Raw genomic sequence first — 25,072 nt, 5'->3', positions numbered from 1 at the left:
CGGCCCCTTATCCGGGGCTACCGGTGCTGAACGGTCAGTACAACTCGACCACGACCCGGAACCCCAGGTTACTGTCCCGATAATCAGTGGGCGCACCCCGCCGAACATGGGTGGCGATATTGCCCACCGAATCCTCAAACGAACCTCCGCGTATGGTCCGCTCGGTGCAGTTTTCGGTGATCAGGGGTGTGCCGTTCTGAGGCATTTCCAGCAAGTGGTTCCGGTAACAGTCCTGGGTCCATTCGGCCGCATTACCCGCAACGCTGTGCAAGCCGAAGGCATTGGCCGGGTAGGAACCCACGGGGGCGCTTTTGGAGGAAAACAGGCCGGTGTACTCACTGTTGCAGCCCCGTCGGCAGTTCGCGAGTCCGTCGGCGTCGGCGCCGGCTTCTCCCCACCAGAAGGTGGTTTGGGTGCCCGCCCGTGCTGCGTACTCCCACTCCGACTCACTCGGCAAGCGGTAGCGTTTGCCGGTGCTCTCACTGAGCCAGTTTACGTAGGCCAGGGCATCGTTCCAGCTCACATTGATCACCGGCCGGTTGTCTCGTCCCCAGCGCTCGTCGTCGGGCAGCGGGCGGTCCGTGGCCCGGGCAAACTTGTCGTAGTCGGCGAAGGTGATTTCAAATCGGCTGATGGCGAATGCCCGGGGAATCCGGACATTCCGTTCGGGCATGCTGCGGCTGTCCAGCTTGCTGCCCATGGTGAAACGACCGGCGGGAACGATCACCATCTCTGGGCCGCGGTCGCCGTCGCGCAGTTCGTTGTAAAAGGTTGCACCCGCCACCGGTGTTTTGCGCAGGGCGACCGGCAGCGTCACCGCCTCGTCTTCCACCTCAATCCAGCGGGTGTCGGTATCGTAGCCGGCATAGCTGGTTTCAATATGGTAGCGCCCGGGCAACAGGGGAATGCCCGGGTAATAACGATCCGGTATGTTCAGAATGCGGACCCGGGCGTTTTCCGGCTCCGGCGTAACCCGCAGTTCGTAGCGCGGTGGGGCGGCCGTCGGGGTTTCCACCGGTGTGTCGGGCCTCATCCCCATCAATGCGTCTGTGCTGCTCTGATTCTCGGCTTCGGGCTCGGGGCGCAGTACCAGCGGGGTCGTGGGAATCTCGAGGGTGCGGGCCGCTTCGGGGCGGGGCTCGGTCGGTGTCGGGGCGATCAAGTGCGCGGTGCGACGGGCCAGTGACTGCACCGAGTCCGGCAGCCAGCGCTCACCGGGCAATGTCCATTCGTTCAACGCCAGGCTGAAGGCACCCCAGATGACCGTCAGCAGTATCATCAGGGTCAGCGTGCGGGAGAGTAACCGGCGTCCTCGCCACAGGCTGTGGTAGTGCGCCGCCTGCTGAACCTGGGTGGAGATGACGGTGGTGTGTTCCTGGGGCGGATTCAGCGGCCCCTTGATTTCGGTCACCCGGATCTGCGGGTGGCGGTAAAGGCCGCGACGCGGTGTCCAGCGCAGCGAGCACAGGCTCTGCCAGGTCAGGCGTAGCTGTTCTCGCAAGGCCCCGAGCGTGGTCGCCAACAGTGCCCGGAACAGCGAGAGGAGCTGGACCCGGGTGGAGTCAGCGGTGGTGAAATACGTCTGTCCCAGGCCGGCGGGTCCTTCCAGGGCATCGATCGCCGCAATCACATCCCGCCCCCGCTGAAAGCGACTGTCCGGATCCTTGGCCAGCAGTTGGTTGAGAATCTTCTGATACGCCTGATACTGGGGCGGGAGCTTGGGAATGGGCGCGGTCAGGTGCTTGATGGCGATGGCCACTGCTTCGTCCGCCTGGTAGGGCACCTGCCCGGTCAGCATTTCGTAAAAGACCACACCCAGGCTGTAAATATCGGCACGACCGTCCACGGGTTTTCCCCGGGTCTGCTCCGGGCTCATGTAATGAGGCGTGCCGACCACCGTGCCGGCGTTGGTCATCCGGGAGGCGGAGCTGACGGTCTTGGCGACCCCAAAGTCGGACAATACCGCGGAGTTGTCTTCGCGGAACAGAATGTTTTCGGGTTTGATGTCCCGGTGGATGTAGCCTTTCTCATGGGCGTGGTCCAGCGCCCCGGCGATTTCCCGGGTGATCCGCAGGACTTCCTGGGTGCTCAGACCGGAGGCCATTTTTTCGTGAATGGACCCGCCGGCCAGATAGTCCATGGCGATGTAGTTCAGGTTCTTGTAACGCCCGATATCGTAGATGGAGACGATGTTCGGGTGCGACAGTTGCCCGACGATATTGGCTTCGCGCTGAAAGCGCTCGCTGAACACCGGATCGCCATTGAGTGCCGGAGACATGACTTTCAGGGCCACTTCACGGCCCACGCTCAGTTGAATGGCGAGGTAGACGGTGGACATTCCGCCCTGGTTGATTTTGCGAATGATGCGGTAGCCGGGAATATGCATTACCGGGCCACCCAGTAGAGTACTAACGCCAGCGACAGAAGCGCGGTGGCGTACAGGGCCAGATCCGGACCGCGCCGACCGGTAATATGCGGCACCCACTGCCACAGCGTACTCCAGCGCGAGCGCTGGCTCAGTGGTGACTGGATCAGCTGCAGGGTGATGTTGTCACGACCTCCCGCGTCCAGCGCGGCGCGCATCAGCCGATTGACGGCGGCACGCGGGCTACGGCACCGAAACAGCAGACGGGCCAGGGCTTCGTCATCCAATTCGTCGGTGAGCCCATCGCTGCACAACAGGATCCACTGGTCCTTCAGCCATTGGCCGCGCACGGAGTCAACTTTGACCTCCTGCAGTTCGTAGGAACCCAGACATTGAGTGATGATGTTCTTATCGGGGTGGCCCTCGACCTCCGCTTCTTCAATCACTCCGGAGGCGAGCAGCATCTGCACGTAGGAGTGGTCGGTGGTGAGCCGTTCGAGGCGACCGCCGTCTTCGGTGTGGGTCCAGAGATAGGCCCGGCTGTCGCCGACCCAGGCGACTTCGTAGTCGTCTCCGAGGCTGCGCAGGGCGACGATGGTAGAACCCATGCCCGGCGCGCCTTCGCCATTGGCGGCGGCTTTGAGTACGGCCCGGTGGGAGGCCTGGATGGCCTGGGTGAGGCTTTTGTGTTGTTGGTCGAGCAGGGTGTCCCGGACGATGGCGCTGGCGACTTCGCCGGCTTCGTGCCCACCCATGCCGTCGGCCACGAGCCATAGGCCGCGCTCGGGCAGGCTCAGGAGCGTGTCTTCGTTGTTGTCGCGCTTGTGGCCCGCGTGGGTGGCGGCGCTGTATTCCAGGGGTGGCTGGGGCATAGTTAGTCCGTTGTCACCATCGTATGTTACCGGCTTGGGATCGCCTCGGGAATCCTAAAGCACTTTGCCGTCGAAAACTACATAACAGGTCGCGGTTTGGGTTTTCGACTGTTGCCGTACCAAAATTCCCTTCGGTTTTTCGAAAGGACTTTTTAATCGGACTTCGTATGCAGAGCTGCGGCTGGGTAACCCCTTGCGAGACACGCCGTAAATACATCCATGTAGGCTCATCACCCGCCGTCCAGGCGGGTGACGGTCTCGCAAGGGGTTACCCAGCCTCCGCGGTGCCAGCGTAACGTTCCGGGAACTCGGACCTTTCAAAAAAGGGCTTGTGTAACAACCCAAGTAATATCCGGCACGGAGGGCGGTGAGGGGGAAACCCTTTCAAGACCGTAAGCGGAGGGACTCCGCGCGTCGAGCCCCCAGGGATGGGTTCACGGCGTGTCTTGAAAGGGTTTCCCCCTCATGGCCCGGGCGTCACGTATTCTCTGCACCTTCTTTACTAACGGCTATCCAGGCGAAGCATTCCTTCCGAAGTTACTTAGCCAGTGACAAACATACCTCTTTAAAGCTCGCGCAACTCCAGTCCCAAACTTTCCAGAACCGCTCGTTCTCCGCTGTGACTGACCACCGCCGTGCTGGCCCGTTCTGGTTTCAGGTACTCATTGGCCACGCGTTGGATATCGGCTAGGGTGACAGCTAGGACCCGGTTGCGGAAAGTCTCGCGTTTCTCCCGGGTGCGGCCAAACAACTCCGCCTGATAGGTCTGGCGGGCTTCACCTGCGGGAGAAGCCGGCTTATCCAGACTGCTGACTACCCCAAGAATCGCCTCCTCCAACGGCTGCCACTCGTGTTCGCTGGACAACAGCCAATCCACCGCCGCCTCGAAATCCTTCAGGGTATCCGCCAGGCGGGGGTCGCGGTAGGAGAAGAACCGGAAGGCCGCGATATTGTTGTCCTGGCTGGCGCCGCCGCCGTAGGCGCCGCCCTGTTCGCGAATGGTGCGGTGCAGATAGCCGTTGCGCAGGAAACCGGCCAACACCGTCAGGGCGGCCGCGTCGGGGTGCTCTGACGGTACCGTGGGGTAGGCCTGGGCGCAGAAGTTGACCTGGGTGTTGGTCAGCCAGCCTTCGCGTACCGGCTCGTGAACGGCGGGCAGTCCGAAGGAGCGGAAGTCGGCCACCGGCGGCTCGCTGGGCCAGTGAGACTGCACGGTGTCGCGCAGCTCGTCGAGCTGATGGGGTTCTCCAATCAGCAGGAACTCCCGGGGTGCGACCCGAAGGCGGGCGTGAATGCTCTCCAGTTGCGCAGCGTAGGCTCTCAGGGATTCGCCGTCTTTCAGGGCCTGATCAAGCCGCTTCAGGTGGGCGATGCCCTCAAGGCCGCCAATCCGGTGGGTCAGGCGAGCTGACGGAGCCATGCCGGCGCAGGCGGCCAGCATGGCCAGGCTGTGGCCGTTGCCGGTGATGCTCTGTTCACGGCGGGCGCGCATCTGCGAGACCAGCTCTTTCAGCCGGCTGTGCTCGTCAAAACGCGGTTCGGTCAGGGTCGCGCGCAGCAGTTCGTTCATGGCCCCGGCATTGCGGGTCAGTGCCTTGGAGCCTAGCGAAAAATAGGCATCGATGTTCTGCACATCATCGGTGGTGCCACGCACCGTCGCCGAGGCGCTGATACCCCCCACGGCGCTTGCCTGCCAGCGTTGAGCCTCGAGGTAATCGAGGTTGCCCAGGCCAACTTCAGTCAGGGCGTTGCAGTAGAGCGGCAGCAGCGGCTGCTCCTCCTCGCTGATGTCAGGCAGTTTGCAGGTGACCTGTTCATACACCAGGCCGTTGGTGCCGGCGCCGTAGCGGCGCAGCGGGTCGCTGGCGGGGTTCTTCGGGTCGAGGGTTTCCCGGCTGCCTTCCACATACGCCATGGTCTTGGGAATGTCTTCCAGGCCGACCTTGGGCAGGATGCTGTCGTCGTCTTTTTGTACTTGGCGCTCCTGCAGGGCCTTGGCGCGCTGCACGATCCACTGACGATCGTCGTCGGTGAGTTTGGCGTTGATATCGGCCAGACGTTTTTGCTCGGCCTCCTGGGCCCGGCGGGTGAACTGGCTGTCCGGGCGCAGGGTCAGGCGCAGGCGGTGAGGGTTGTCGAGCAACCAGCGGCGCACCAGCGAGGGAATGAAATCCGGGTCTTTGACCTTTTCCCGCAGTTTCACCAGCGCCGAATCCAGGTCGAGCAGGGCGATGGGGTCGGCCCGGTGGGTGGCGGCGGGCAGGCTGTTCATGATCAGTTGCAGGCCGTAGGGGAAACCGTCTCCGCCGACTTCGCGCTGCTGCAGTTCCAACTGGTGCAGTGCGCTGTCAATCAGCTCCTGGGGGACGCCTTCGTCGGCTACCCGCTCCAGGGCGCCCAGAATCAATTGCTCCACCTCCGGGACTTCCTCCAACTGGCAGCCCTCCAGGCCACAGCCGAAGGCCAGCTCGTATTGGGAGTCATCCAGTCCGCACAGCGGAGAGGGCGCCTGTCCGAGGTCGGAGGTTTCCAGGGCGTGCAGCAGGGGAGAGGCACTGTTGTCCAGAAGGACGGCGGTCATCAGTTGGCTTTCGAGGGTCTGATCCAGATCGGTGATGTTGCCCAGCAGCCAACCCATGACGACGTGGGTTTTGTGGGTCGGGTCTTCGCCCTCCTCCAGCGGGTAGGCTTCCTCCACCGCGATGGGGGCGTGGTAGCGCTTTTCTTCGCCTACGGCAATGACATCATCCAGGCGCTTGAAGCGGTGCAGGGCTTTGGCTTCAAACTTGGCCTGATGCTCCGCTGCCGGAATGTCGCCATAGGTCATGAAGATCGCATTGCTCGGGTGGTAATGGGTGCGATAGAACTGCTGGAGTTGTTCGTAGGTCAGGTCCGGGATGTGCTCCGGATCGCCGCCGCTGTTGTGGTGGTAGGTGGTGGTCGGAAACAGGTAGCGACACAGCGACTGCCACAGTTGTGCGGGTACCGAGCTCATGGCGCCTTTCATTTCGTTGAACACCACGCCTTTGAAGGTCAGCGGGGAGTCGGGATTGTCCGGCTCCTTGAACTCCAGGCGATGACCCTCCTGGGCAAAGTCCAGCTCGTCCAGGCGGGAGAAAAACACCGCATCCAGGTACACATCCAGCAAGTTGTCGAAGTCCTTGCGGTTCTGACTGGCGAAGGGGTAGGCGGTCCAGTCCGGACTGGTGAAGGCGTTCATGAAGGTGTTCAGGGACCGGCGGATCATCATGAAAAACGGATCGCGCACCGGATACTTTTCGCTGCCACAGAGCGCCGTGTGTTCGAGAATGTGGGCGACCCCGCGCGAGTCCTGGGGCACGGTGCGCAGGGCGACCAGAAAAACGTTCTCCGGGTTGTCGCTGGCGAGGTGGATGTGCTGAGCACCGGTCACTTTGTGCTGGTACTCCTCCACCCGCAGGTTCAGGGAGTCGATGGTCTGGCTGCGCAGGTGCTCAAAGGCGGCATGGCTGGTGTGGGTCATAAAGTTTCACAATCTCCGGTATCGGTTTACGGCTTGGGTCGAAACGCGAGTTGCTGGTCGTTGAAGCCGTCAAAAGCGTCGAGTAAAGGCGCATAGTCTACGCGCTCGCCCTCCAGATGCGCCAGTGCGTAACAGCAGGCTTCCAGGGTGGAGAGCTGGCCGGGCTTGCGCGCCCGACGGATTCGATAGCGCGACGCTGGCGTATCGGTCAGCGCCAACCTGGGCAGTGCGTGCAGTGGCGGGTTGAGGTAAAGCATTTTGCGGCTCTTGCGCCAGGTGGCATCGAGCACCACCAGCTGGCGTCGTGGCCCGGTATCGGTTCGCTCGGCAAGGTCGCTCGGGTCCGGATACCGGGGGGCGGGGAGATCGTCGGTCTCCGGGTAGAGCAGTATCGATTCGTCAGCCCGGCCGAGCAGTTCGCCCAGGGCGGCATCGGACCACTGCTCCCCCACCACCCGCTGACAGTCCCGCAGGCTGAGATCCAGCAGGCGGGCGCTGTTTTTGGCCCGGTGGGCTTCGTCGGGGTGTTGCAGAATCAGCAGGGATACGCCGTTGTCGACCGGTCGGACCCAGTGGCAGATACAGGCCCGCTCCGGTCGCTCGCAACGGGGGCAAAGGGCACGGCTCATTCGGCGGCCTCCGGATCGACGGCCGGAGCGGGTGCGCTGGCGATCAGTTGTTCTTTGGCGGCGCGCGACAGCTGCTTGATGGCGTACTCCCGTCGACTGGCACTGGAGCGGTCGGGATGATGTTCCAGAAAGCATAACTGATGGGGCTGGCGACCGCGAAAGTAGCGGGCCCCACGGGGTCCGCCGCTGTGTTCTTTCCAGCGGCGGACCACATCGGTGGTGATGCCGGTGTAGTACCGGCCATCGTCACCGAGAATGATGTAAACCTGCCAACGGCTCTCTGCCATCACGAGTGTGGGTACAGGGGTTTGAGTCCCCCGGTATCGGTGCGCCCGGATCTATAACCGGCCCGGCTCTGATTCAGTGCCTGTAGCAGGGCGGCGGTGTCGAATGGTGCGTCGGGCTCACCCTTGAACAGTATGGCGTCCAGCTCTTGCAGTCGCGCCCGCGCCACGTCGTCGTCGAGCCGCTCGGCCAGATCGGTCAGGCCTCGGGGGGGCACCTCGGGCCAGATGGCGGCTCCCCAGTCGAGCAGGGCCCGGCGCAGGGCGTGCAGGTCATCGGCTTTGGCGGCGCGTTTGACGCCTTGCCAGGCTCGGCCACGGGCGGCCCGGGCCCGGTCTCTATCGCCTCGGGCCTGCGCCTCGCGTGCGGCAAGATCGCTCTTCAGACGCCAGACGAGGAAGGCGAGCCAGAGGGTCAAGGCTGACAGGAGCGCCGTGGCTATGCCCAGTACTACGGTAACCAGCGGCGCTGGCCCGCTTGCAGTCGGGCGGGGAGCGGTGGCGTCTTCGCCATTTTCGCGCTCCCGGGACGGTGTGACCTCGGAAGCGGGGGCGGCGCCGGGTATGGCGGTGACGTTGACGGTGCTCGCCGGCAGCTCCGCGGTGCGCATCTGATCGGCCTCGGTGTCCCACCAGGTCAGGGTGACCGCCGGAATCTCGAGGCGTCCGCTCTGGTTGGGCACCATCGCCAGGGTCAGGGTGCTGGTGCTCTGGACGCCGCTCGCATTGACCTGCTCTTCGGTCTGCGGCCGGTCCGGGTAGAGTGTCAGGCCCGGGGTTTCTTCCAGGGTCAGGGCGGGGAGTTGCGCGGCGGTCAGACCGTCCGCCTGAATGGTGATCCGGCGGGTCACCGGCTCACCCTGACGCAGGGAGTCCGGATCGGTGCCCCAGTGTTCGCTCAATTGCAGATTGCGGGCCGGCAGCCAAGTGTCGCCGGTGTATTGATCGGGGGTCGGGTCCACCGTCACAGTGAGGGCGTCGGTGCGGACTCGCTGTCGGCTGCTGCGGCCCCAGAAGTCTCGCTGTCCCCGGCTGACGGCGAGTTCATACACCAGGGAGGGGATTTCCAAAGTGCCACTGCGCTGGGGGAACAGGGCAAAGGTGGTTTCCAGAACAATGTGCTGGCGGCCGTCGATCTGAGTAATGTAGTTCTCTTCATTGACGGCCTTGATCACCGCATTGTTCAGTTCCAGCGGTTGAATTTCCGCACCATCCAGATTGACCCGGCTGTACAGCCGCACCGTGAACAGGACCTGCTCCTGAACGTGGACCCTCTCCTTGTTCAGCTCCGTTTCTACAAAAATGTCCTGGCCGTCACTGTCCGGTTGCTGTTGTCGTTCCTGCACCGTTACGGTGATGGGCTCGCTCTGGCGGCCTTCGAATTCGAAGGCGGGGATGTTGAAGGTACCGGCCCGCTTGGGGGCCAGCATCAGGCGCCACTCGGTCCAACCTTCCATGTCGCCGTTGACGATGCGCATCTGGTGACTTCGCTGATTGCTGAGGATGTCGAAGTCCCGGCGCAGCGCGTCGAAATCGGGGCCCCCGGTGAGGGTTCGCCCGGTCTGGCGCACGGTCAGAGTCAGGGTATCGTTCAACCCGATGGTCTCGCGGTCGACATTGGCGATCAGCTCCTGGGCCTGGGTGTGGCCGGCCAGCAGCAGGATCATCAGTAACGTGGCCTGGAATGTCGCCTTCAAGTGGGTCGCGAACGGTCTCATGAATGTCATCGTATTATGTGTCTGTCTCATGGTTATGTGGGTTGAGTATGCTCGGGCTACCAGCGCTCTTCGGTTCCCCGCCCCTCGGTTTCGCCGCGCATCTGCTGTAAGCGCCGCTGTTGGCTCTGGTACTCGAATTTGCGGCGCAACAGGCCGCCGGGATCATCGGGTACCTGACGGAGCCACTGCTCCATGGACTGGCGCTCTTCATCGCTGACATCGCCCTCTTGAAGGGTGGCGGCTGAGGTCTCTTTGTCACCCTCCTGGCCATTCTCTTCAGGGCTTCCGGATTGTGGCTGCTCCTGCTCGGCCTGGTCGTTCTGTCCCTTCGGCGATGGGCTGTCCGTATCGGTTCTCTGTGGTTCGTCGTCGCCTGGTGAGTCGCTGGTGTCGGAATTCGATGGACTTTCTTCGCTGGCGTTCTGTTCGTTGTCGCCGGACGACTCGTTCTCCGAGGGTGATTGCTGCTCTCCGTTTTGCTCGCTTTGTGAATCTTGCTCGTTCTGCCCGGACTTCTCGGAGTCGGAGTCATTGTCACTATCCTGTGAGTCGCCGCCGTTCTGTTGCTGCTCCTGTTGTTCCTGTTGCTGTTTGAGCTGTTCAACCAGCGCCTTGTTGGCCCGGGCGTCTTCCAGTGTGGAATCTTTTTCCAGTGCCTGGTCGTAGGCGTCAATCGCACCGTCCAGGTCACCGGCTTTGGCCAGGGCATTGCCCCGGTTGTAGTGGGCGCGGGCGCTGTCGCTCTGAGCGAAGGCCTCTGCCGCCGCCGCGTAATCCTCCGCCCGATACAGCGCGCTGCCGCGCCATTCCGGATTCTGGAAATGCTCGGCGGCCGCGGCCGGATCACTGTCTTCCAGTGCCCGGGCGCCCCGTTGATCCGGCGTCAGGAACGGGGCCTGCCAGTCCGCCGCCTGAGCCGGTTGGGGGAGCAGGCCGCACAGGGGCAGGGCGACTACCAGCACCAGCAGACCGCGGCGGAAACTGTACAGCACGATGGGTAACAATAGCAGCACCAGCCAGTGGCCCCGGTCGTACCAGGTGTCGAACTGACGGTCCAACTGACGCTCCTTGCCTTCCATCCAGCCGGGTTGCTCCAGCAGCCACTGTACGTCGTCGGCGCTGGCATCAATACGCTCGTAGCGCCCACCGGTGCGCCCGGCCAGGCGTTCAAGGCGGTCTTGTTCGAGCTTGGCCACGACAATGTTGCCCTGACGGTCCCGCTCGAAGCCACCGCGGTCGTTGGGAATGGGGGCCCCATCCGGGGTGCCGACACCGAGAATGGACAGCCGGAATGCGGTATCCCCGAGCTGTTCCAAAATGGGGTCGACCGCTTTTTCGACAACGCCGTCCGTCAGCAGCAAGATCTGGCCCTCGCTGATACCCGCGTCGGCAAATAGGGTCCTGGCCTGTTCGATCGCTTCCTCCGGGCGACTGCCGGGGAGGGGCATGACGTTGGGATGCAGGGCGTTGAGCAGGCTGCGGATGGTGGCGGTGTCGTCGGTCAGGGGCGAGACCACATGGGCGTCCCCCGCATAGGCGATCAGGCCGGTAAAGCCTTCTTTGCGTTCGCGCAGGACATCGGCGATTTTCAGGCGGGCGCGGACCAGACGAGACGGCGCCAGGTCCTCTGCCAGCATGGACGGCGACAGATCGAGCACGATGATCAGGGCGTTCTCGGTCTTGTGTACGGGCATGGGCCGTTTTTCCCAGCTGGGCCCGGCCAGGGCCAGGCAGGCCAGTACCCAGGCCGCCAGTAGTCCCCACAGGTAGCTGCGGCGCTTTTGTTGGGTCGCCGGGTCCAGGAGGTGCTCCAGCAGCCCCGGCGCGATCAATTGGCGCCACTGGCGGGCCTGCTGGCGCTGTTGCCACAACAACAGAACCAGAGCGATCGCCGGAATCAGGGCCAGCAGCCAGAGCGGCCGCAACCAGTGGAAGTTCTCAAGTGCTGTCTGAAGTGTATCCATCAGCGAGATCCTCCCGAGGTGCGTGCGGTCAGTCGTGGGCTCAGCCAGCGGCCGGTGGCCAGCAGAGCGCTGAGCACAAAGGCGAGGGCCAGGGGCCAGTGAAACAGGCTCCGGGTGGGACGGAAGGTTTCCTCGTCGTATTCAATGGGCTCCAGTTCATTCAGGGTCTGGTGCACCTGGTACAGCTCCTCCAGACTGCGCGCCCGGAAATAGCGCCCGCCAGTCTGGGCGGCTATTTCTCTCATGGTGTCTTCATCCAGATCCCGGGAGGGGTTCACTCGGCGCTGGCCAAAGATGGTCTGGGTGATCATTTCCTCCGCGCCAAAACCGATGGTGTAGATTTTGACGTTGTGTTGCTCGGCCAGATAGGCGGCCCGCTGTGGGGTCAGTTCCCCGGCGTTGTTGGCGCCGTCGGTCAGCAGAATCAGGACCCGGCTGGCCTCGGGGCGGTCCCGCAGGCGTTTGACGGCCAGCCCGATGGCATCGCCGATGGCGGTTTTCTCACCGGCAAAACCGATCTGGGCTTCCTGTAACAGGGTATAGACGGTCTGCCGATCGTAGGTCAGCGGCGCTTGCAGATAGGCCCGGGTGCCGAACAGGATCAGACCGAGGCGGTCGGTCTGGCGCTCCTGAACAAAATCACCCACCACCCCTTTGACCGCCTGCAGGCGGTTGATGGCTTGCCCCTGGTACTGCATGTCCTCGATTTCCATACTGCCGGAAATGTCGACGGCCATCAGCAGATCCCGGCCGCTGCTGGGCAGGCTGACCGGCTCGCCGACCCACTGGGGGTGGCTGGCGGCGAGCAGGCTGGCGCTCCAGATCAGCCAGAGGCTGGCGGCCATCAACCAGCGCCGTTCCCCCCGACGGGACTCTTCGCCTCGCAATCGCTTCAATCGACTGAAGAAAGGCACTCGCAGAGCCGCCTCGCGGCTGGGTTCTTCCGGAACCCAGCGCATCAGCAGTGGCAGCGGCAGTAACAGCAGCAGCCAGGGCCATTGCAGCTCAAGCATGGTGCACCTCCGCGAGCCATTGCTGGAGGTGTCGCTCGGACAGGCGGTGGCGGCGAATCCATTGTGCGGCCAATTGATGCAACGCCTCGACATCCACTTTCGGATCGGGTTGATAGGGGCCGTCGGCCAGGATGTGACCGGGCCCTTCGGTAAACGCCGGTTCCAGCCCGGCACTGGCGTCCAGAAAGCGCAACCACTGGGGCCCCTTCAGTGCCGCCAATTCAGCTTCGCGGGCCTCGGGCAGGGCGCTCAGCGCGGTTCGGCGAAGCAGTTGGCTGACCTGCTGCAGGTAGTGTCGGTGGGTGGCTGGGCCCGGATCGCTCCGCAGGTAGTCCCGGTAGGCATGATCGAGCAAAGCCATGGCCTCGCGGCGGTAGCGCTGCCGGCGTTGACGGCGGTAACCCTGCCACAGCAGTGCTCCGAGCACGATCAGCAGCAGGGCAATCAACAGCCACCAGCCCCAGGCCAGGGGCCACCAGCCGATGGGCTCCGGCAGATGAATGTCTTTCAGTTGTGCCAGTGGGTCTTGCGGATTCATGGGTGCAGTCAATCAGCCTCGGGCGCGGCGACGGCGGGCGCCGAAACGCTCGCGCAGCAATGTGTGAATGTCGTCATCGGTGGCGTAGGACAGTAGCGGTAACGCCAGACGGCGGCTGCTTTCGGTCAGCGCCTGCAACCGCGTCTCGAATTCCCGACGGTAGGCCTGCCGGAACGCCGGATCCTGGGCGGGCAGTTGCAGACGCTCCTCCCCGTCGCTCACCGTCAGGAAATGGTTGCTGCTCAGCTCCCGCTCCAGCGGATCGTATACGTGCATCAGGGTTACGTCGGTATGGCGTGCCAGCTCGAACAGTTGCTGCTCGCAGCGGGTGTCGAAGTCGTGGAAATCACTGATCACGAACACGGCGCTGCCGGGTTTGGCGACGCGACGGACATCGGCCAGTAGGGTCTCCAGGGAGGTGATGGCCTTGTCTGGCACCGGAGTGGCCAGCTCACGGTTGTAGTCGTGCATCTGGTGGAGCAGTTCCAGCGCGGCGTGTTTGCTGCGCCGGGCGCGGACATCCCGCTGGCTATGATCGCCAAATATCAGGCCGCCAATCCGGTCGCTCTGGTTCAGAGCGGCCCAGGCCAGGATGCCGGCAATATGGGTGGCCAGCACCGACTTGAAACAGGTACGGCTGCCAAAAAACATCGGTGAACGCTGATCCACGACGACAAACACCGGGCGTTCGCGCTCCTCGCGAAAGATCTTGGTGTGAGGCACCTGGGTCCGGGCGGTGACCCGCCAGTCGATGGTGCGGACATCATCGCCGGGCTGATAGAGCCGCACTTCCTCAAAGTCGATCCCCCGGCCGCGCATTCGGGTGCGTACCCCTCCGGTCAGCAGACTGCGAGCCGGTCGCCGGGCGAACAGTTGCAGGTCCCGGGCGGCAAAGCGCAGGCGCAACAGATCTCCCAGGTCGCAGTAAGCGCCCTGGGGGGCCAGCGCGGCGGCAGTGGGTCTGGCCTTGGTTCCCGCCATCAGGCCACCGGCACCACGTCGAGCAGACGGTCGATTACTTGTTCACGGGAAACCCCTGTGGCCTCAGCCTCAAAGCTCAGGATCAGGCGGTGACGGAGCACGTCGTGGGCAATGGCGCGCACATCGTCGGGGCTGACATAGTCCCGGCCTTCCAGCCAGGCATGGGCCCGGGCGCACCGGTCCAGGGCAATGGTGGCCCGGGGGCTGGCGCCGTATTCCAGCCAGTTGACCAGATCGGGGTCATAGTCGCCGGGGCGCCGGCTGGCATTGATCAGTTGGACGATATACTCCTCCACCGGCTCGGCCATGTGGATCGCCAGAACCGCCTGGCGACCTTCAAACAACAGACTCTGGCTGATTTCGGCGGGGGGCGGAGTCTCCTGGTGAGCGGCCTCGGCCCGGGCGAGCTTCAGGATTTTCCGCTCGGCCTCAATATTCGGGTAGTCCACCAGCACCTGCATCAGAAAACGATCCAGTTGGGCTTCCGGTAGCGGGTAGGTCCCTTCCTGCTCAATGGGGTTCTGGGTCGCCATCACCATGAACAGTTCCGGCAGCGGGTAGGTGGTGCTGCCCACGCTGACCTGTCGTTCGGCCATGGCTTCGAGCAGGGCGGACTGTACTTTGGCCGGCGCCCGGTTGATTTCGTCACTCAAGACCAGATTGTGAAAGATGGGCCCGGGTTGAAATTCAAAGCGACCCTGCTCTGGGCGGTAGATGTCGGTGCCGGTCACATCCGATGGCAGCAGGTCGGGAGTGAACTGTATGCGCTGAAAGTTGCCTTCAATGGCATCGGACAGGGTTTTGATCGCCTTGGTCTTGGCCAGCCCGGGAGCGCCTTCCACCAGCAGGTGGCCGTCCGCCAGCAGGGCGATCAGCATGCGTTGAACCAGATGTTCCTGACCGACAATCTGCTGATTGAGCCAGTGATTGAGGGTGTGTAATGCGTCGTGTGCCTGCATGGGTCCCCACTTATTGTGATCGGATGTTGAGCCTGGATGAATGGGCGACCTGATCAAAAGCTGACCAAATCGCGGCAATTCTGCGGCGATGCGCTCGTAGACTTGTGTTAATGGCGTCAGTTCCCTGATTTTCAAGCAGTTACACTCGACAAGTGTACACCCCCGGACCAAACTGAAAACTGAGCGACACCGATAACGTCCGCGGGACGATGAAACAGGAGGCAGTGTGGATATACGCTTGGTGAACGCCGGAGATAAGGATGAGCTGTTTGCGGACCTGGATGCCCTGGCGGGAGATTCCATTGAGGAAAACCAATGGGCACTCTGGCTCACCTTCAGTCGGGCTTTTTTTGCACGTTTACCTCTGGAGGAATGGGTCGGTCGGCCGATCAAGGATGTTTTCGGCGCGGTGCACAGCGCCTGGCGGTTGATGAATCAGTTCCGGCCGGGCAAGCCGACCGTGCGGCTGTTCAATCCAACCCTGGAAGAGGATGGTTGGCTCTGTCCGCACAGTGTGTTGTTGGTGCAGCAGCGGGATATGCCCTTTCTCGTCGATTCCATCCGGATCGAGCTGAATCGGCGCAATATCGCCATTCACAGCATCAAGAGTACCGTGCTCGGTGTGGTCAGAGACGAGCAGCACCGGCTGGTTGGACTCTGGCCGGCTGAGGGCGATGAGGCGCCGGATGATGCTGGCAGGGGCGCTCTGGAAGCGCTGGTGTACATGGAGATCCGGCTGCATACCGATACGCGCCAACTGCGCCAGATCAGTCGGTCGCTGATGACGGTCATGGAGCAGGTGCGCCGAGTGGTGGATGATTTCAGCGCGCTGAAAGAGGCCACCGCAAGCGCGGCTGAACAGCTCAGCCGGGTGACTCAGGCACCCGTGAACCAGAAGGTACCGGAGAATCAGGCGTTTCTGGACTGGCTTCTTCAAGATCATTTTACCTTCATGGCGTACACCGAATACGACCTGGTGACCGAAAACGGCGACACCAGGTTGGTAGAGCGCACGGACAAGCGTCTCGGCCTGTTCCGGGATGCCGATACCGCGGCGGATCGCAAACCGGTCAGTGACGAAAACCCGGGCACGCTGCAGTTTCATCTGTCACCCAGGTTGATCGCTTTTTCCAAAGCGCCCCAGCGCTCACGCGTGCATCGCCAGGCGTACTCTGATTACATCGTGATCAAGCGGTTTGATGCCGACGGCCAGCTGTGCGGTGAAAGCCGGTTGCTGGGCCTGTATACCTCGGCGGTGTACACCCTGAGCCCCTATGAAATTCCGCTGATTCGGGAAAAGGTCCGTGAGGTGTTCGAGCGCTCGGGACTGAGCCGCAGCGGTCACGACGGGAAAGCGTTGCGCCAGATTCTTGAGACTTTTCCCCGGGACGAGCTGTTCCAGAGCAGTACCAGCCAGCTTTATGAAATTGCCACCGGTGTGGCCCGAATCAATGAGCGCTACCGGGTTCGCCTGTTTGTTCGTCCCGATGCGTTCGGTCGTTTTGTCAATTGTCTGGTCTACGTGCCGCGGGATCTTTTCACCACCCGCATCCGGATCAAGATCCAGACGCTATTGGGTAAAGCGTTGGGCGCGGAGGAAGTGGAGTTCAATACCTACTTTTCCGAATCGATTCTGGCCCGGGTGCATCTGGTCTTCCGTCTGGAAAACGATGGCCCAGCATCCGGCGACGGTACGGTACCGTTCGATGTCGATCAACTCGAGCGGCAGATCATCGAGATCACCCGGTCCTGGGAGGACCAACTGCTTGAGGCGCTGACGGAAGCAAAAGGCGAGGAGCTGGCGGTCAAGCTTCTGGAGCAGTACCAGGATGCGTTTCCTTCCGCCTATCGGGAACACTTTGATGCCCGTGTCGCGGTTCAGGATCTCGACCATATATTGAATCTTGACGGCGACGGTGATCTCGCCCTGAGTTTTTATCAGCCGGCGGATCGTTCGGCGCAGGGGTTGAGGTTCAAGGTGTTCCGCCGCCACGCCCCGATGGAGTTGTCGGATGTGATCCCGGTGCTTGAACACCTGGGTCTGAGAGTCGTGGCGGAGCACCCCTACGACATTGTATCGAGCTCGGGGGATGAGGTTTATCTGCACAACTTCCATCTCACCTACGATGCCGAGGCCTCCCTGGATATACAGGCTGTGCGCCACAAATTCCAGGACGCCTTTGCAGCGGTCTGGAATCAGCGCGCCGAGAGCGATGGCTTCAATCGCCTGGTGTTGAGTGCCGGGCTCACCTGGCGGGAAGTGACGGTATTGCGGGCGCTGGCGGCCTACATGCACCAGACACTGTTCAATTTCACCGAGGGCTATATCGCCTCGGCACTGGTCAATCATGCCCGCATAACCCGGGACCTGATCAGCCTGTTCAAGGCGCAGTTCGACCCATCAGTCAGTGGTGATCGCGCCGAGCGGCGCGGCACCATCCACGGGCGCATTCTGGATTCCCTGAACCAGGTGTCGAACCTCAACGAGGATCGCATCATCCGTCGCTACCTGGCGATTCTCGATGGTACGGTGCGGACCAATTATTTTCAGCGTGAGGCGGATGACCGCTTCAAAGAATACCTCGCCTTCAAATTGATGCCCCGACGGATTCCCGATATTCCGGAGCCCCGTCCGCTGTATGAGATTTTTGTTTATTCCCCGCGTGTTGAAGGTGTGCACCTGCGCGCGGGTAAAGTCGCTCGCGGAGGGCTGCGCTGGTCGGATCGACTGCAGGATTATCGAACCGAAGTGCTGGGATTGGTCAAAGCCCAGCAGGTCAAGAATGCGGTCATTGTGCCCAACGGTGCAAAGGGTGGTTTTGTCTGCAAACGTCCGCCCGCTGGGGGTGACCGACAGGCGCTGCAAAAGGAGGCAATCACCTGCTATCAGACGTTCATCCGCGGGCTGCTTGATCTGACGGACAATCGGGTGGCGGGCGAGTTGGTGCCACCCAAACAGGTGGTTCGACTGGATGAAGACGATCCGTATCTGGTGGTGGCCGCCGATAAGGGGACTGCGACTTTTTCCGATATTGCCAACGAAATTTCGGCGGAGTATGGCCACTGGCTGGGGGACGCTTTTGCATCCGGAGGCAGCCAGGGTTATGACCACAAGGCGATGGGGATCACGGCACGTGGAGCCTGGGTGGCGGTGCAGCGGCACTTCAAGGAGCTGGGTCTGGACATTCAGCGCGAGGACTTTACCGTGGTCGGTGTTGGCGATATGGGCGGCGATGTGTTCGGCAATGGCATGCTGCTGTCCGAACATATTCAGTTGGTGGCGGCGTTCAACCATCTGCATATTTTTATCGACCCGAACCCGGACTCGGCAAAAAGCTTTCAGGAGCGACAGCGGCTGTTCCGGACGCCCGGCTCAAGCTGGGCGGATTATGATGCGTCGCTGATCAGCGAGGGTGGCGGCGTTTTTTCCCGGGATGCCAAAGCGATTCGCCTGACGGACGAAATGAAACAGCGGTTTTCGCTGGAAGACGACGAGCTGACACCGAACGAACTGATTCATCAGTTGCTCAAAGCGCCGGTGGACCTGCTGTGGAACGGTGGCATAGGGACATACGTCAAAGCCAGCAGTGAAAGTCATATGGAGGTGGGCGACAAGACCAATGATTCAGTGCGCGTTGATGGCAGTGAGCTGCGCTGCAAAGTGGTGGGTGAGGGCGGTAACCTCGGTATGACCCAGCGCGGCCGGATCGAGTTTGCGCTGCAGGGCGGTGCCTGCAACACCGACTTTATTGACAATGCGGCGGGCGTGGACTGCTCGGACCACGAGGTCAATATCAAAATACTGCTCAACGAGGTGCTGAGTAACGGTGACCTGACGCAAAAACAACGCAACCAACGGTTGGAGGCCATGACCGAGGAAGTGGCGCAACTGGTTCTGGATAACAACTACCGCCAGACCCAGGCCATCAGTCTTGCCAGTTCTGATGCGGTGCGTCGTAATGCCGAGTATCGGCGGGTCATGAGTGTGTGGCAGTCCGAGGGGCGACTGAACCGCCAGTTGGAGTTTCTGCCGGATGAGGAAACCCTCGCGGAGCGCCAGGCACAGGGGCAGGGGCTGACACGCCCGGAACTGGCCGTGCTGATTTCCTATGCCAAGGTGATATTGAAGAATGACCTGGCCGAAGCGGATCTCGCCGGTGATGAGTACATAGCCCGCTTCGCCTTTCGCGCGTTTCCCGAGCCCCTGCAGAAAGACTACCCCGAGTGGATCAATGGCCACCGGTTGCGCCAGGAGCTGGTCGCGACCCAGGTGGCCAACGATCTGGTCAATACCATGGGGCTGAGTTTTGCCCAACGGCTGTTGGACTCCACCGGTGTGGGCGCCGGAGATATGGCAAAGGCGTACGTGATTGCCCGGGATATCTACCAGTTGGATGACGTCTGGCAGACGCTGGAGTCGCTGGATTATCAGGTTGATGCCAGTGTACAGATGGAGCTGATGAAAACGTTGATGCGACGGGTGCGGCGCGCATCGCGCTGGTTCTTGCGCAACCGGCGCAGTCATCTTGATCCGGGCACGGAGATCCAACAGTTCATGCCCTTGGTGGAAGAGGTCATTCGCACCTTGCCGGGGCAACTGAGCGGGGCTGCCCTGGAGGATTGGCAGGCGCAGGTCGACTATCTGACCCAGGCCGGTGTGCCTGAGGCGCTGGTGCCTCGCGTCGCGACGCCCGGGCATCTGTACTCCGGTTTGAGTGTCGCCGAGGCGTCTCGCCACACCGAACTGCCTCTGTTGTCTGTATTGGATCTCTACTTGAGCATCAATGAGCAACTTCAACTGCACGAGTTTGCCCGTCAGATTTCTGAGGCGGCCGTAGAAAGTTACTGGCAGGCGATGGCGCGGGAAACCTATCTGGATGATCTGGAGTCACAATTGCGCAGCCTGACGTTGGCGCTGTGTGGATGGGTGAGCACCGAGTGCCCAGTGGAGCACACGGTCGCACACTGGGCCGAACAGTTCGCTCCGCAGCTGGATCGCTGGCGCTCCATGATGAATGAAGTGCAGAACAGCAGCGGTACCGATTACGCGATTTTCTCCGTGGCCTTGCGAGAGCTGCTCGATCTTGTGCAGATTACCCAGTACGGAGATCGCGAGTAATCTTTAGGCGTCAAAACTTTTGCCCACGAACTGTTAGGGTTCAACGAAGTTGTCAACATTTCTTGACAAAAAGTCGGAAAAACACTTGCTTTCAGCCAGCCGATGTCTGCTAGAGTTGGAGCAGGTAACGAATTGATCGTTTTACGATTTCACGATGAGATGGACAGGAGCTCGATGACGATGGCCAAGACCCAGCAAACAGCCCCGATCAAACTCCGCCACGCGGCACTGTTTCAGCAAGCCTGTTACATCGGTGGCCAATGGTCGCAGGCGCAAAGCGGCGCAACGCTGGACGTGGACAACCCGGCAACGGGGGAGATCATCGGCCAGGTTCCCAACTGCAATGAGCAGGATACGGCGCGCGCCATCGCGGAAGCCGAAAAGGGGTTTCAGGTGTGGCGTCACAAAACGGCCAATGAGCGCAATGAGATATTGATGCGCTGGTATCAGTTGATGCTGGATCATACCGATGACCTCGGTGCCCTGATGACGCTGGAGCAGGGCAAGCCTCTGGCCGAAGCCAAGGGCGAAGTGAATTACGCCGCATCGTTTATCAAATGGTTTGCCGAGGAGGCGCGCCGCGCTTATGGCGAAACCATTCCCGGCGCCAAACCCGGTCAGCATATTGTGGTGACCCGTCAGCCAGTGGGCGTGACCTGCTGTATCACCCCCTGGAATTTCCCGGCTGCCATGATCACCCGCAAAGCGGGCGCGGCATTGGCGGCGGGTTGCTCCATGATCGTCAAGCCCGCCGAGGCAACTCCCTATACGGCGCTGGCACTGGCGCAACTGGCCGAGGAGGCCGGAGTGCCCGCCGGTGTGCTGAACGTCATCACCGGTAAACCCCAGCCGATCGGCGAGGCGCTGACCCGCAGCCCCGTGGTGCGCAAGCTCAGTTTTACCGGTTCTACCCGAGTGGGCAGCATTCTCATGTCCCAGTGCGCCGAACACATTCAGAAAGTGTCTCTTGAACTGGGCGGCAACGCGCCGTTTATCGTGTTTGATGATGCCGATCTGGACAAAGCGGTCGAGGGGGCGATGGCCTCCAAGTTTCGCAACACCGGCCAGACCTGCGTGTGCGCGAACCGGTTTCTGGTGCAGCGCAGTGTGCACGATGCCTTCGTTGAAAAACTCACCGAGGCCATGAAGACACTCAAGGTCGGCGACGGTTTTGAAGATGGGGTCAATCAATCTGCATTGATCAACCGCGCGGCGGTCGAAAAAGTCCAGCAGCATTATCAGGACGCCATGAGCAAAGGGGCCAAGCGGGTCTTCGGTCCGGCGCCGGAGGGCGACAAGGGCAACTATGTGGAGCCTCTGTTGCTCACCGGCATCAAACCGGGAATGCAGGTCTGTCACGAAGAAACCTTTGGCCCTTTGGCCGCAGTCATGGCGTTTGACTCTGAAGACGACGCCATTCGCCTGGCGAACGATACGCCCTATGGCCTGGCGGCGTACTTTTACAGCCAGAACATTCATCGCGTCTGGCGCGTTGCCGATGCGCTGGAGAGTGGCATTATCGGCGTCAACGAGGGTGCCGTGTCCAACGCCTCCGCACCGTTCGGTGGTATGAAAGCATCGGGGCTGGGACGGGAAGGGTCCAGTCACGGTATGGCCGAATACGAGGAAATCAAATACCTCTGCATGGGTGGGGAGTAACGGCCATGGCCCAGCAACCGATCAAGCTGGCGTTGATGCCCGGAGACGGTATCGGTGTGGAAGTGGTCGCCGCGGCCGAACGGGTGCTGGACACCTTGCGCCAGCGGTATGACCTGCCTCTGAGCTGGGACACCTTGCCCTGGCCGAGTACCGCCTGGCATCGTGAGCACGGCGAAATGATGCCGGCGGATGCGCTGGAGCGGCTCGGCGACTATCAGGCCCTGTTGTTGGGTGCGCTCGGCGATCCGGGGCCGACCAGCGATCCCAAGCGTTACCGGTTATCCGACGGTGTGTCTCTGGCGCCGTTGCTGACTTTCCGCAAAGGCCTGGATCTCTGGGCCTGTGAGCGCCCGGCGCGCCTGCTTCCGGGAGCGCCCCAGTACCTCGCCGATGAGCGGGCCAAAGATATCGACATGTTGGTCATTCGGGAAAACAGCGAGGGCGAATACGTCAATCAGGGTGGGCGACTGCGCGCCGGCACGCCGGATGAGACGGCCACCCAACTGGAAGTGTTTACCCGCAAGGCCACCGAACGACTGATCCGGCATGCCTTCAATCGGGCCAGGGAGCGACTGACCCTGCGAGAGCAGGACGGTGAGCTGCGCGAGTACCTGTGCGACCGCTCGGGCCTGAAGGGGGCCCAGGTGTGCCTGATCACCAAGCGCAATGCACAACCGCACTGGGGCGAAATGTACACCGAGGTTTTTGAACAGGTCGCGCGGGAGTATCCGGACATTGGCGTGCATCACGAACTGGTGGACGCGGCCTGCATGAAGTTTGTTCAGTGCCCCTGGCAATTCGATGTCGTGGTGGCCAGCAACCTGCATGGCGACATTCTGACCGACCTGGCCGCCGTGTTGGCCGGAGGACTGGGTGTGGCGCCCTCGTGCAACATCAACCCCGATGACAAGTCCCGGCCGGCCCTGTTCGAGCCGACCCACGGCAGTGCGCCGGATATTGCGGGGCAGGGCATCGCGAACCCGAGCGCCATGCTGCTGACCACAGCGATGATGCTCGACTGGCTCGGCCTGGCGGATGCGGCGCAATCCTTGCGTTCGGCGGTTGCCGAAGATCTGCAGGCACAACATCGTCAGTCACAAGAGCAGAACAGCGGCACACGCACCACCGACGAGATTACCCAATCCATTCTCGGACATCTTTCATGAGAACGGATTGAACATCACTACCGATCGCAAACGAAAGCACCATCGAGAAAACAGGAGCACTACCCATGAGCCATCATCTGTCGCCACTCCTGAAACAGTCCAGTAACGTCTGCGTTGAACACGGCGAGGGCGCCTGGCTTTACGATACTGACGGCCAGGTTTACCTCGACTTTACCTCGGGTATCGGGGTAACCAGTACGGGCCACTGCCATCCCACGGTGGTCAAGGCGGCACAGGAGCAGGTGGGTAAAGTCATTCATGCCCAGTACACCACGGTGACTCATGAGCCCATGCTCAAACTGACCGATCGCCTGGTGGAAAAAATGCCCAAGGGCCTCGATTCGGTGGCGTTTGCCAACTCCGGTTCCGAGGCGGTTGAGATGGCCTTGCGGCTGGCTCGCCACGCCACCGGCCGGGCCAACATCCTGACCTTTCACGGCGGGTTTCACGGCCGGACCATGGCCGCCGCCTCCATGACCACCTCCGGCACCAAAGTGCGCACCGGGTTTCACCCCATGATGGCCGGGGTGGTGACCGCCCCCTTTCCCCACGCCTATCGCTACGGCTGGGACGAACAGGCGGCGGTGGACTTCTGCCTGCGCGAGCTGGATGAAATTCTGAAAACCCACAGCGCCCCCTCAGATACTGCGGCCATGATCATTGAGCCGGTGCAGGGTGAATATGGTTATTACCCGGCTCCGAAGGCCTTCCTGGAAGGCATCGCCCAGCGCTGTAAAGACCACAATATCCTGTTGATTGCCGATGAAATCCAGGCCGGCTACGGCCGCACCGGGCGCTTCTGGAGTCATGAATATGCCGATGTGCATCCGGACATTGTCATTACCGCCAAAGGCTTGGCCAGCGGCTTTCCGCTGTCGGCGATTGCCGCGTCCCAGTCCCTGATGAACCAAGGCTTGCCCGGTTCGCAGGGCGGAACCTACGGTGCCAATGCGGTGGCCTGCGCCGCGGCTTTGGCGACCCTGGACGTGGTCGAGGGTGAGAAACTGGTCGCCAATGCCGCCGAGCGAGGCGAACAGCTGTACGCCCGCCTGGAGGCGTACAAGAAAGAGTACGCCTGGATCGACGATCTGCGCGGTCGGGGGTTAATGCTGGGCATGGAGATCGCCCACAGCCCGGATCGACCCCGCGCGGACATTGCGGAAAAGCTGGCAAAAGAAGCCGAGAAGCGTGGGCTGCTTCTGCTGCGCTGCGGCACCGCCGGGCAGATCATTCGCTGGTTGCCGCCGCTGGTGGTCTCGGCGGAAGAAGTGGACGATGCGGCGGACCGTTTCGGCAAGGTGCTCGAAGCCGTTGCCTCTGAACTGTAACGACTGAATCGACTCAAAAGGATCCATCATGACCGAAGTAGCGGTACTCACGGCCGACGACGAACCGGACCTGCCAGGCCTGGATGGGCTGCCCGATTCGGTTCGGGTGACCCACGTGAGAGACGAGCAGGCGCTGACCGACGCGCTGACCCGAGCCGACATTCTGGTGGTCACCGACTTTCGCTCCGGAATGATCGAGCGCTGTTGGCCCGATAAGCCCAGCGTACGCTGGGTGCACGCCACCAGCGCGGGGGTGGACGCACTGATGTTCCCGGCGCTGCGCGACAGTGACATTCCAGTGACCAATGCCCGGGGCATATTCAATCGGGGCATTGCCGAATATGTGCTGGGGGCCATTCTGCTGTTTGCCAAGGACACCATGGGAAACCTCAGCTACCAGCGTCTGCATCGCTGGCAGCATCGGGAAACCCGCCTGATTGATCGCCAGCGCGTGCTGATTGTCGGCGCCGGTTCGATTGGTACCACGGTGGGGCAGTTGCTCAATGCGGCGGGGCTCGAGGTCGAAGGCACCGCCCGAACCGAGCGGAGCATTGACGGGTTTCGCAAGGTGCACGCTCAGGAAGACATGATGGCGGTGTTGCCCCACGTTGATTATGTGGTGATCACCGCGCCGCTAACGCCGGACACCGAAGGCCTGTTTGATCGGGAAACCTTTCGCGCCATGAAGCCGTCGGCGCATCTGATCAACGTCGGGCGCGGGCCCATTGTGGCCACTGAGGCGCTGCTGGGGGCGCTGGAACAGGGTGACATTGCCGGGGCGGCGCTGGATGTCTTCGAAGAAGAGCCCCTGCCCGAGAATCATCCCCTGTGGGATAAACCCAATGTGATGATTTCCGCCCACATGGCCGGTGACTTTATCGGCTGGCGTCGCGCCCTGGGCGAACAATTCACCGACAACTTCACCCGCTGGCAGGCGGGCGAAACACTGAACAATCTGGTATCCAAAGGCTGACC

The 25,072-nt window shown here is 61.9% G+C and carries 16 protein-coding genes; 5 read left to right on the top strand and 11 right to left on the bottom strand.

The window, feature by feature from the left end; genetic code table 11:
* Positions 1–34 precede the first annotated feature (34 nt).
* The 11 genes from N645_RS0104430 to N645_RS0104380 all read right to left on the bottom strand — a co-directional run bounded on the left by N645_RS0104430 (position 35) and on the right by N645_RS0104380 (position 14,825).
* On the bottom strand, positions 35–2,386 hold the full coding sequence (locus N645_RS0104430; protein WP_024460306.1) for a bifunctional serine/threonine-protein kinase/formylglycine-generating enzyme family protein: 2,352 nt from the start codon (positions 2,384–2,386) through the stop codon (positions 35–37).
* Positions 2,386–3,237, bottom strand: a complete 852-nt coding sequence (locus N645_RS0104425; RefSeq protein ID WP_024460305.1) for a PP2C family serine/threonine-protein phosphatase — start codon at positions 3,235–3,237, stop codon at positions 2,386–2,388. The genes N645_RS0104430 and N645_RS0104425 overlap by 1 nt, the downstream gene beginning before the upstream one ends.
* A gap of 565 nt (positions 3,238–3,802) precedes the next feature.
* Positions 3,803–6,739: an insulinase family protein gene (locus N645_RS0104420; RefSeq protein WP_024460304.1), complete on the bottom strand. Its 2,937-nt coding sequence runs from the start codon at positions 6,737–6,739 to the stop codon at positions 3,803–3,805.
* 26 nt (positions 6,740–6,765) lie between these two features.
* Complete coding sequence (locus tag N645_RS0104415; protein ID WP_024460303.1) at positions 6,766–7,368, bottom strand: tRNA-uridine aminocarboxypropyltransferase; 603 nt, start codon at positions 7,366–7,368, stop codon at positions 6,766–6,768.
* On the bottom strand, positions 7,365–7,655 hold the full coding sequence (locus N645_RS0104410; protein WP_024460302.1) for a GIY-YIG nuclease family protein: 291 nt from the start codon (positions 7,653–7,655) through the stop codon (positions 7,365–7,367). Before N645_RS0104410 ends, N645_RS0104415 begins: the two co-directional genes overlap by 4 nt.
* A complete protein-coding gene (locus tag N645_RS16610; RefSeq protein WP_193744948.1) occupies positions 7,655–9,370 on the bottom strand; it encodes a BatD family protein in 1,716 nt (571 codons plus the stop codon). The genes N645_RS0104410 and N645_RS16610 overlap by 1 nt, the downstream gene beginning before the upstream one ends.
* A gap of 56 nt (positions 9,371–9,426) precedes the next feature.
* Complete coding sequence (locus tag N645_RS0104400; RefSeq protein WP_024460300.1) at positions 9,427–11,334, bottom strand: VWA domain-containing protein; 1,908 nt, start codon at positions 11,332–11,334, stop codon at positions 9,427–9,429.
* On the bottom strand, positions 11,334–12,347 hold the full coding sequence (locus N645_RS0104395; protein WP_024460299.1) for a VWA domain-containing protein: 1,014 nt from the start codon (positions 12,345–12,347) through the stop codon (positions 11,334–11,336). The genes N645_RS0104400 and N645_RS0104395 overlap by 1 nt, the downstream gene beginning before the upstream one ends.
* A complete protein-coding gene (locus N645_RS0104390) occupies positions 12,340–12,885 on the bottom strand; it encodes a DUF4381 domain-containing protein (protein ID WP_024460298.1) in 546 nt (181 codons plus the stop codon). Before N645_RS0104390 ends, N645_RS0104395 begins: the two co-directional genes overlap by 8 nt.
* A 12-nt stretch (positions 12,886–12,897) precedes the next feature.
* Positions 12,898–13,866 carry a DUF58 domain-containing protein gene (locus N645_RS0104385; protein WP_024460297.1) on the bottom strand — a complete coding sequence of 323 codons (969 nt, stop codon included), beginning with the start codon at positions 13,864–13,866 and terminating at the stop codon, positions 12,898–12,900.
* Positions 13,866–14,825 (bottom strand): MoxR family ATPase, encoded by a 960-nt coding sequence (locus N645_RS0104380; RefSeq protein WP_024460296.1) that lies wholly within the window; start codon positions 14,823–14,825, stop codon positions 13,866–13,868. Before N645_RS0104380 ends, N645_RS0104385 begins: the two co-directional genes overlap by 1 nt.
* 226 nt (positions 14,826–15,051) lie before the next feature.
* Between N645_RS0104380 and N645_RS0104375 the strand changes: the two genes are divergently transcribed.
* From N645_RS0104375 to N645_RS0104355, 5 genes are all read left to right on the top strand, one after another.
* Entirely contained in the window at positions 15,052–19,944 is a 4,893-nt protein-coding gene (locus N645_RS0104375) for an NAD-glutamate dehydrogenase (RefSeq protein ID WP_024460295.1), read from the top strand.
* A 174-nt stretch (positions 19,945–20,118) separates the two neighbouring features.
* The gene (locus N645_RS0104370) at positions 20,119–21,603 is read left to right on the top strand and encodes an NAD-dependent succinate-semialdehyde dehydrogenase (protein ID WP_369755006.1); all 1,485 of its coding nucleotides are present in this window, start codon (positions 20,119–20,121) and stop codon (positions 21,601–21,603) included.
* A 5-nt stretch (positions 21,604–21,608) separates the two neighbouring features.
* On the top strand, positions 21,609–22,769 hold the full coding sequence (locus tag N645_RS0104365; protein ID WP_024460293.1) for an isocitrate/isopropylmalate dehydrogenase family protein: 1,161 nt from the start codon (positions 21,609–21,611) through the stop codon (positions 22,767–22,769).
* A gap of 65 nt (positions 22,770–22,834) precedes the next feature.
* Positions 22,835–24,097 carry an aspartate aminotransferase family protein gene (locus tag N645_RS0104360; RefSeq protein ID WP_024460292.1) on the top strand — a complete coding sequence of 421 codons (1,263 nt, stop codon included), beginning with the start codon at positions 22,835–22,837 and terminating at the stop codon, positions 24,095–24,097.
* Positions 24,098–24,125: 28 nt separating this feature from the next.
* Positions 24,126–25,070, top strand: coding sequence for a D-2-hydroxyacid dehydrogenase (locus tag N645_RS0104355; RefSeq protein WP_024460291.1), 945 nt, complete (start codon positions 24,126–24,128; stop codon positions 25,068–25,070).
* Positions 25,071–25,072: the final 2 nt, after the last annotated feature.

The sequence above is a fragment of the Marinimicrobium sp. LS-A18 genome (genome assembly GCF_000463525.1).
Taxonomy (GTDB): domain Bacteria; phylum Pseudomonadota; class Gammaproteobacteria; order Pseudomonadales; family Cellvibrionaceae; genus Marinimicrobium; species Marinimicrobium koreense.
This window is presented reverse-complemented; position numbering and strand designations above follow the sequence as displayed.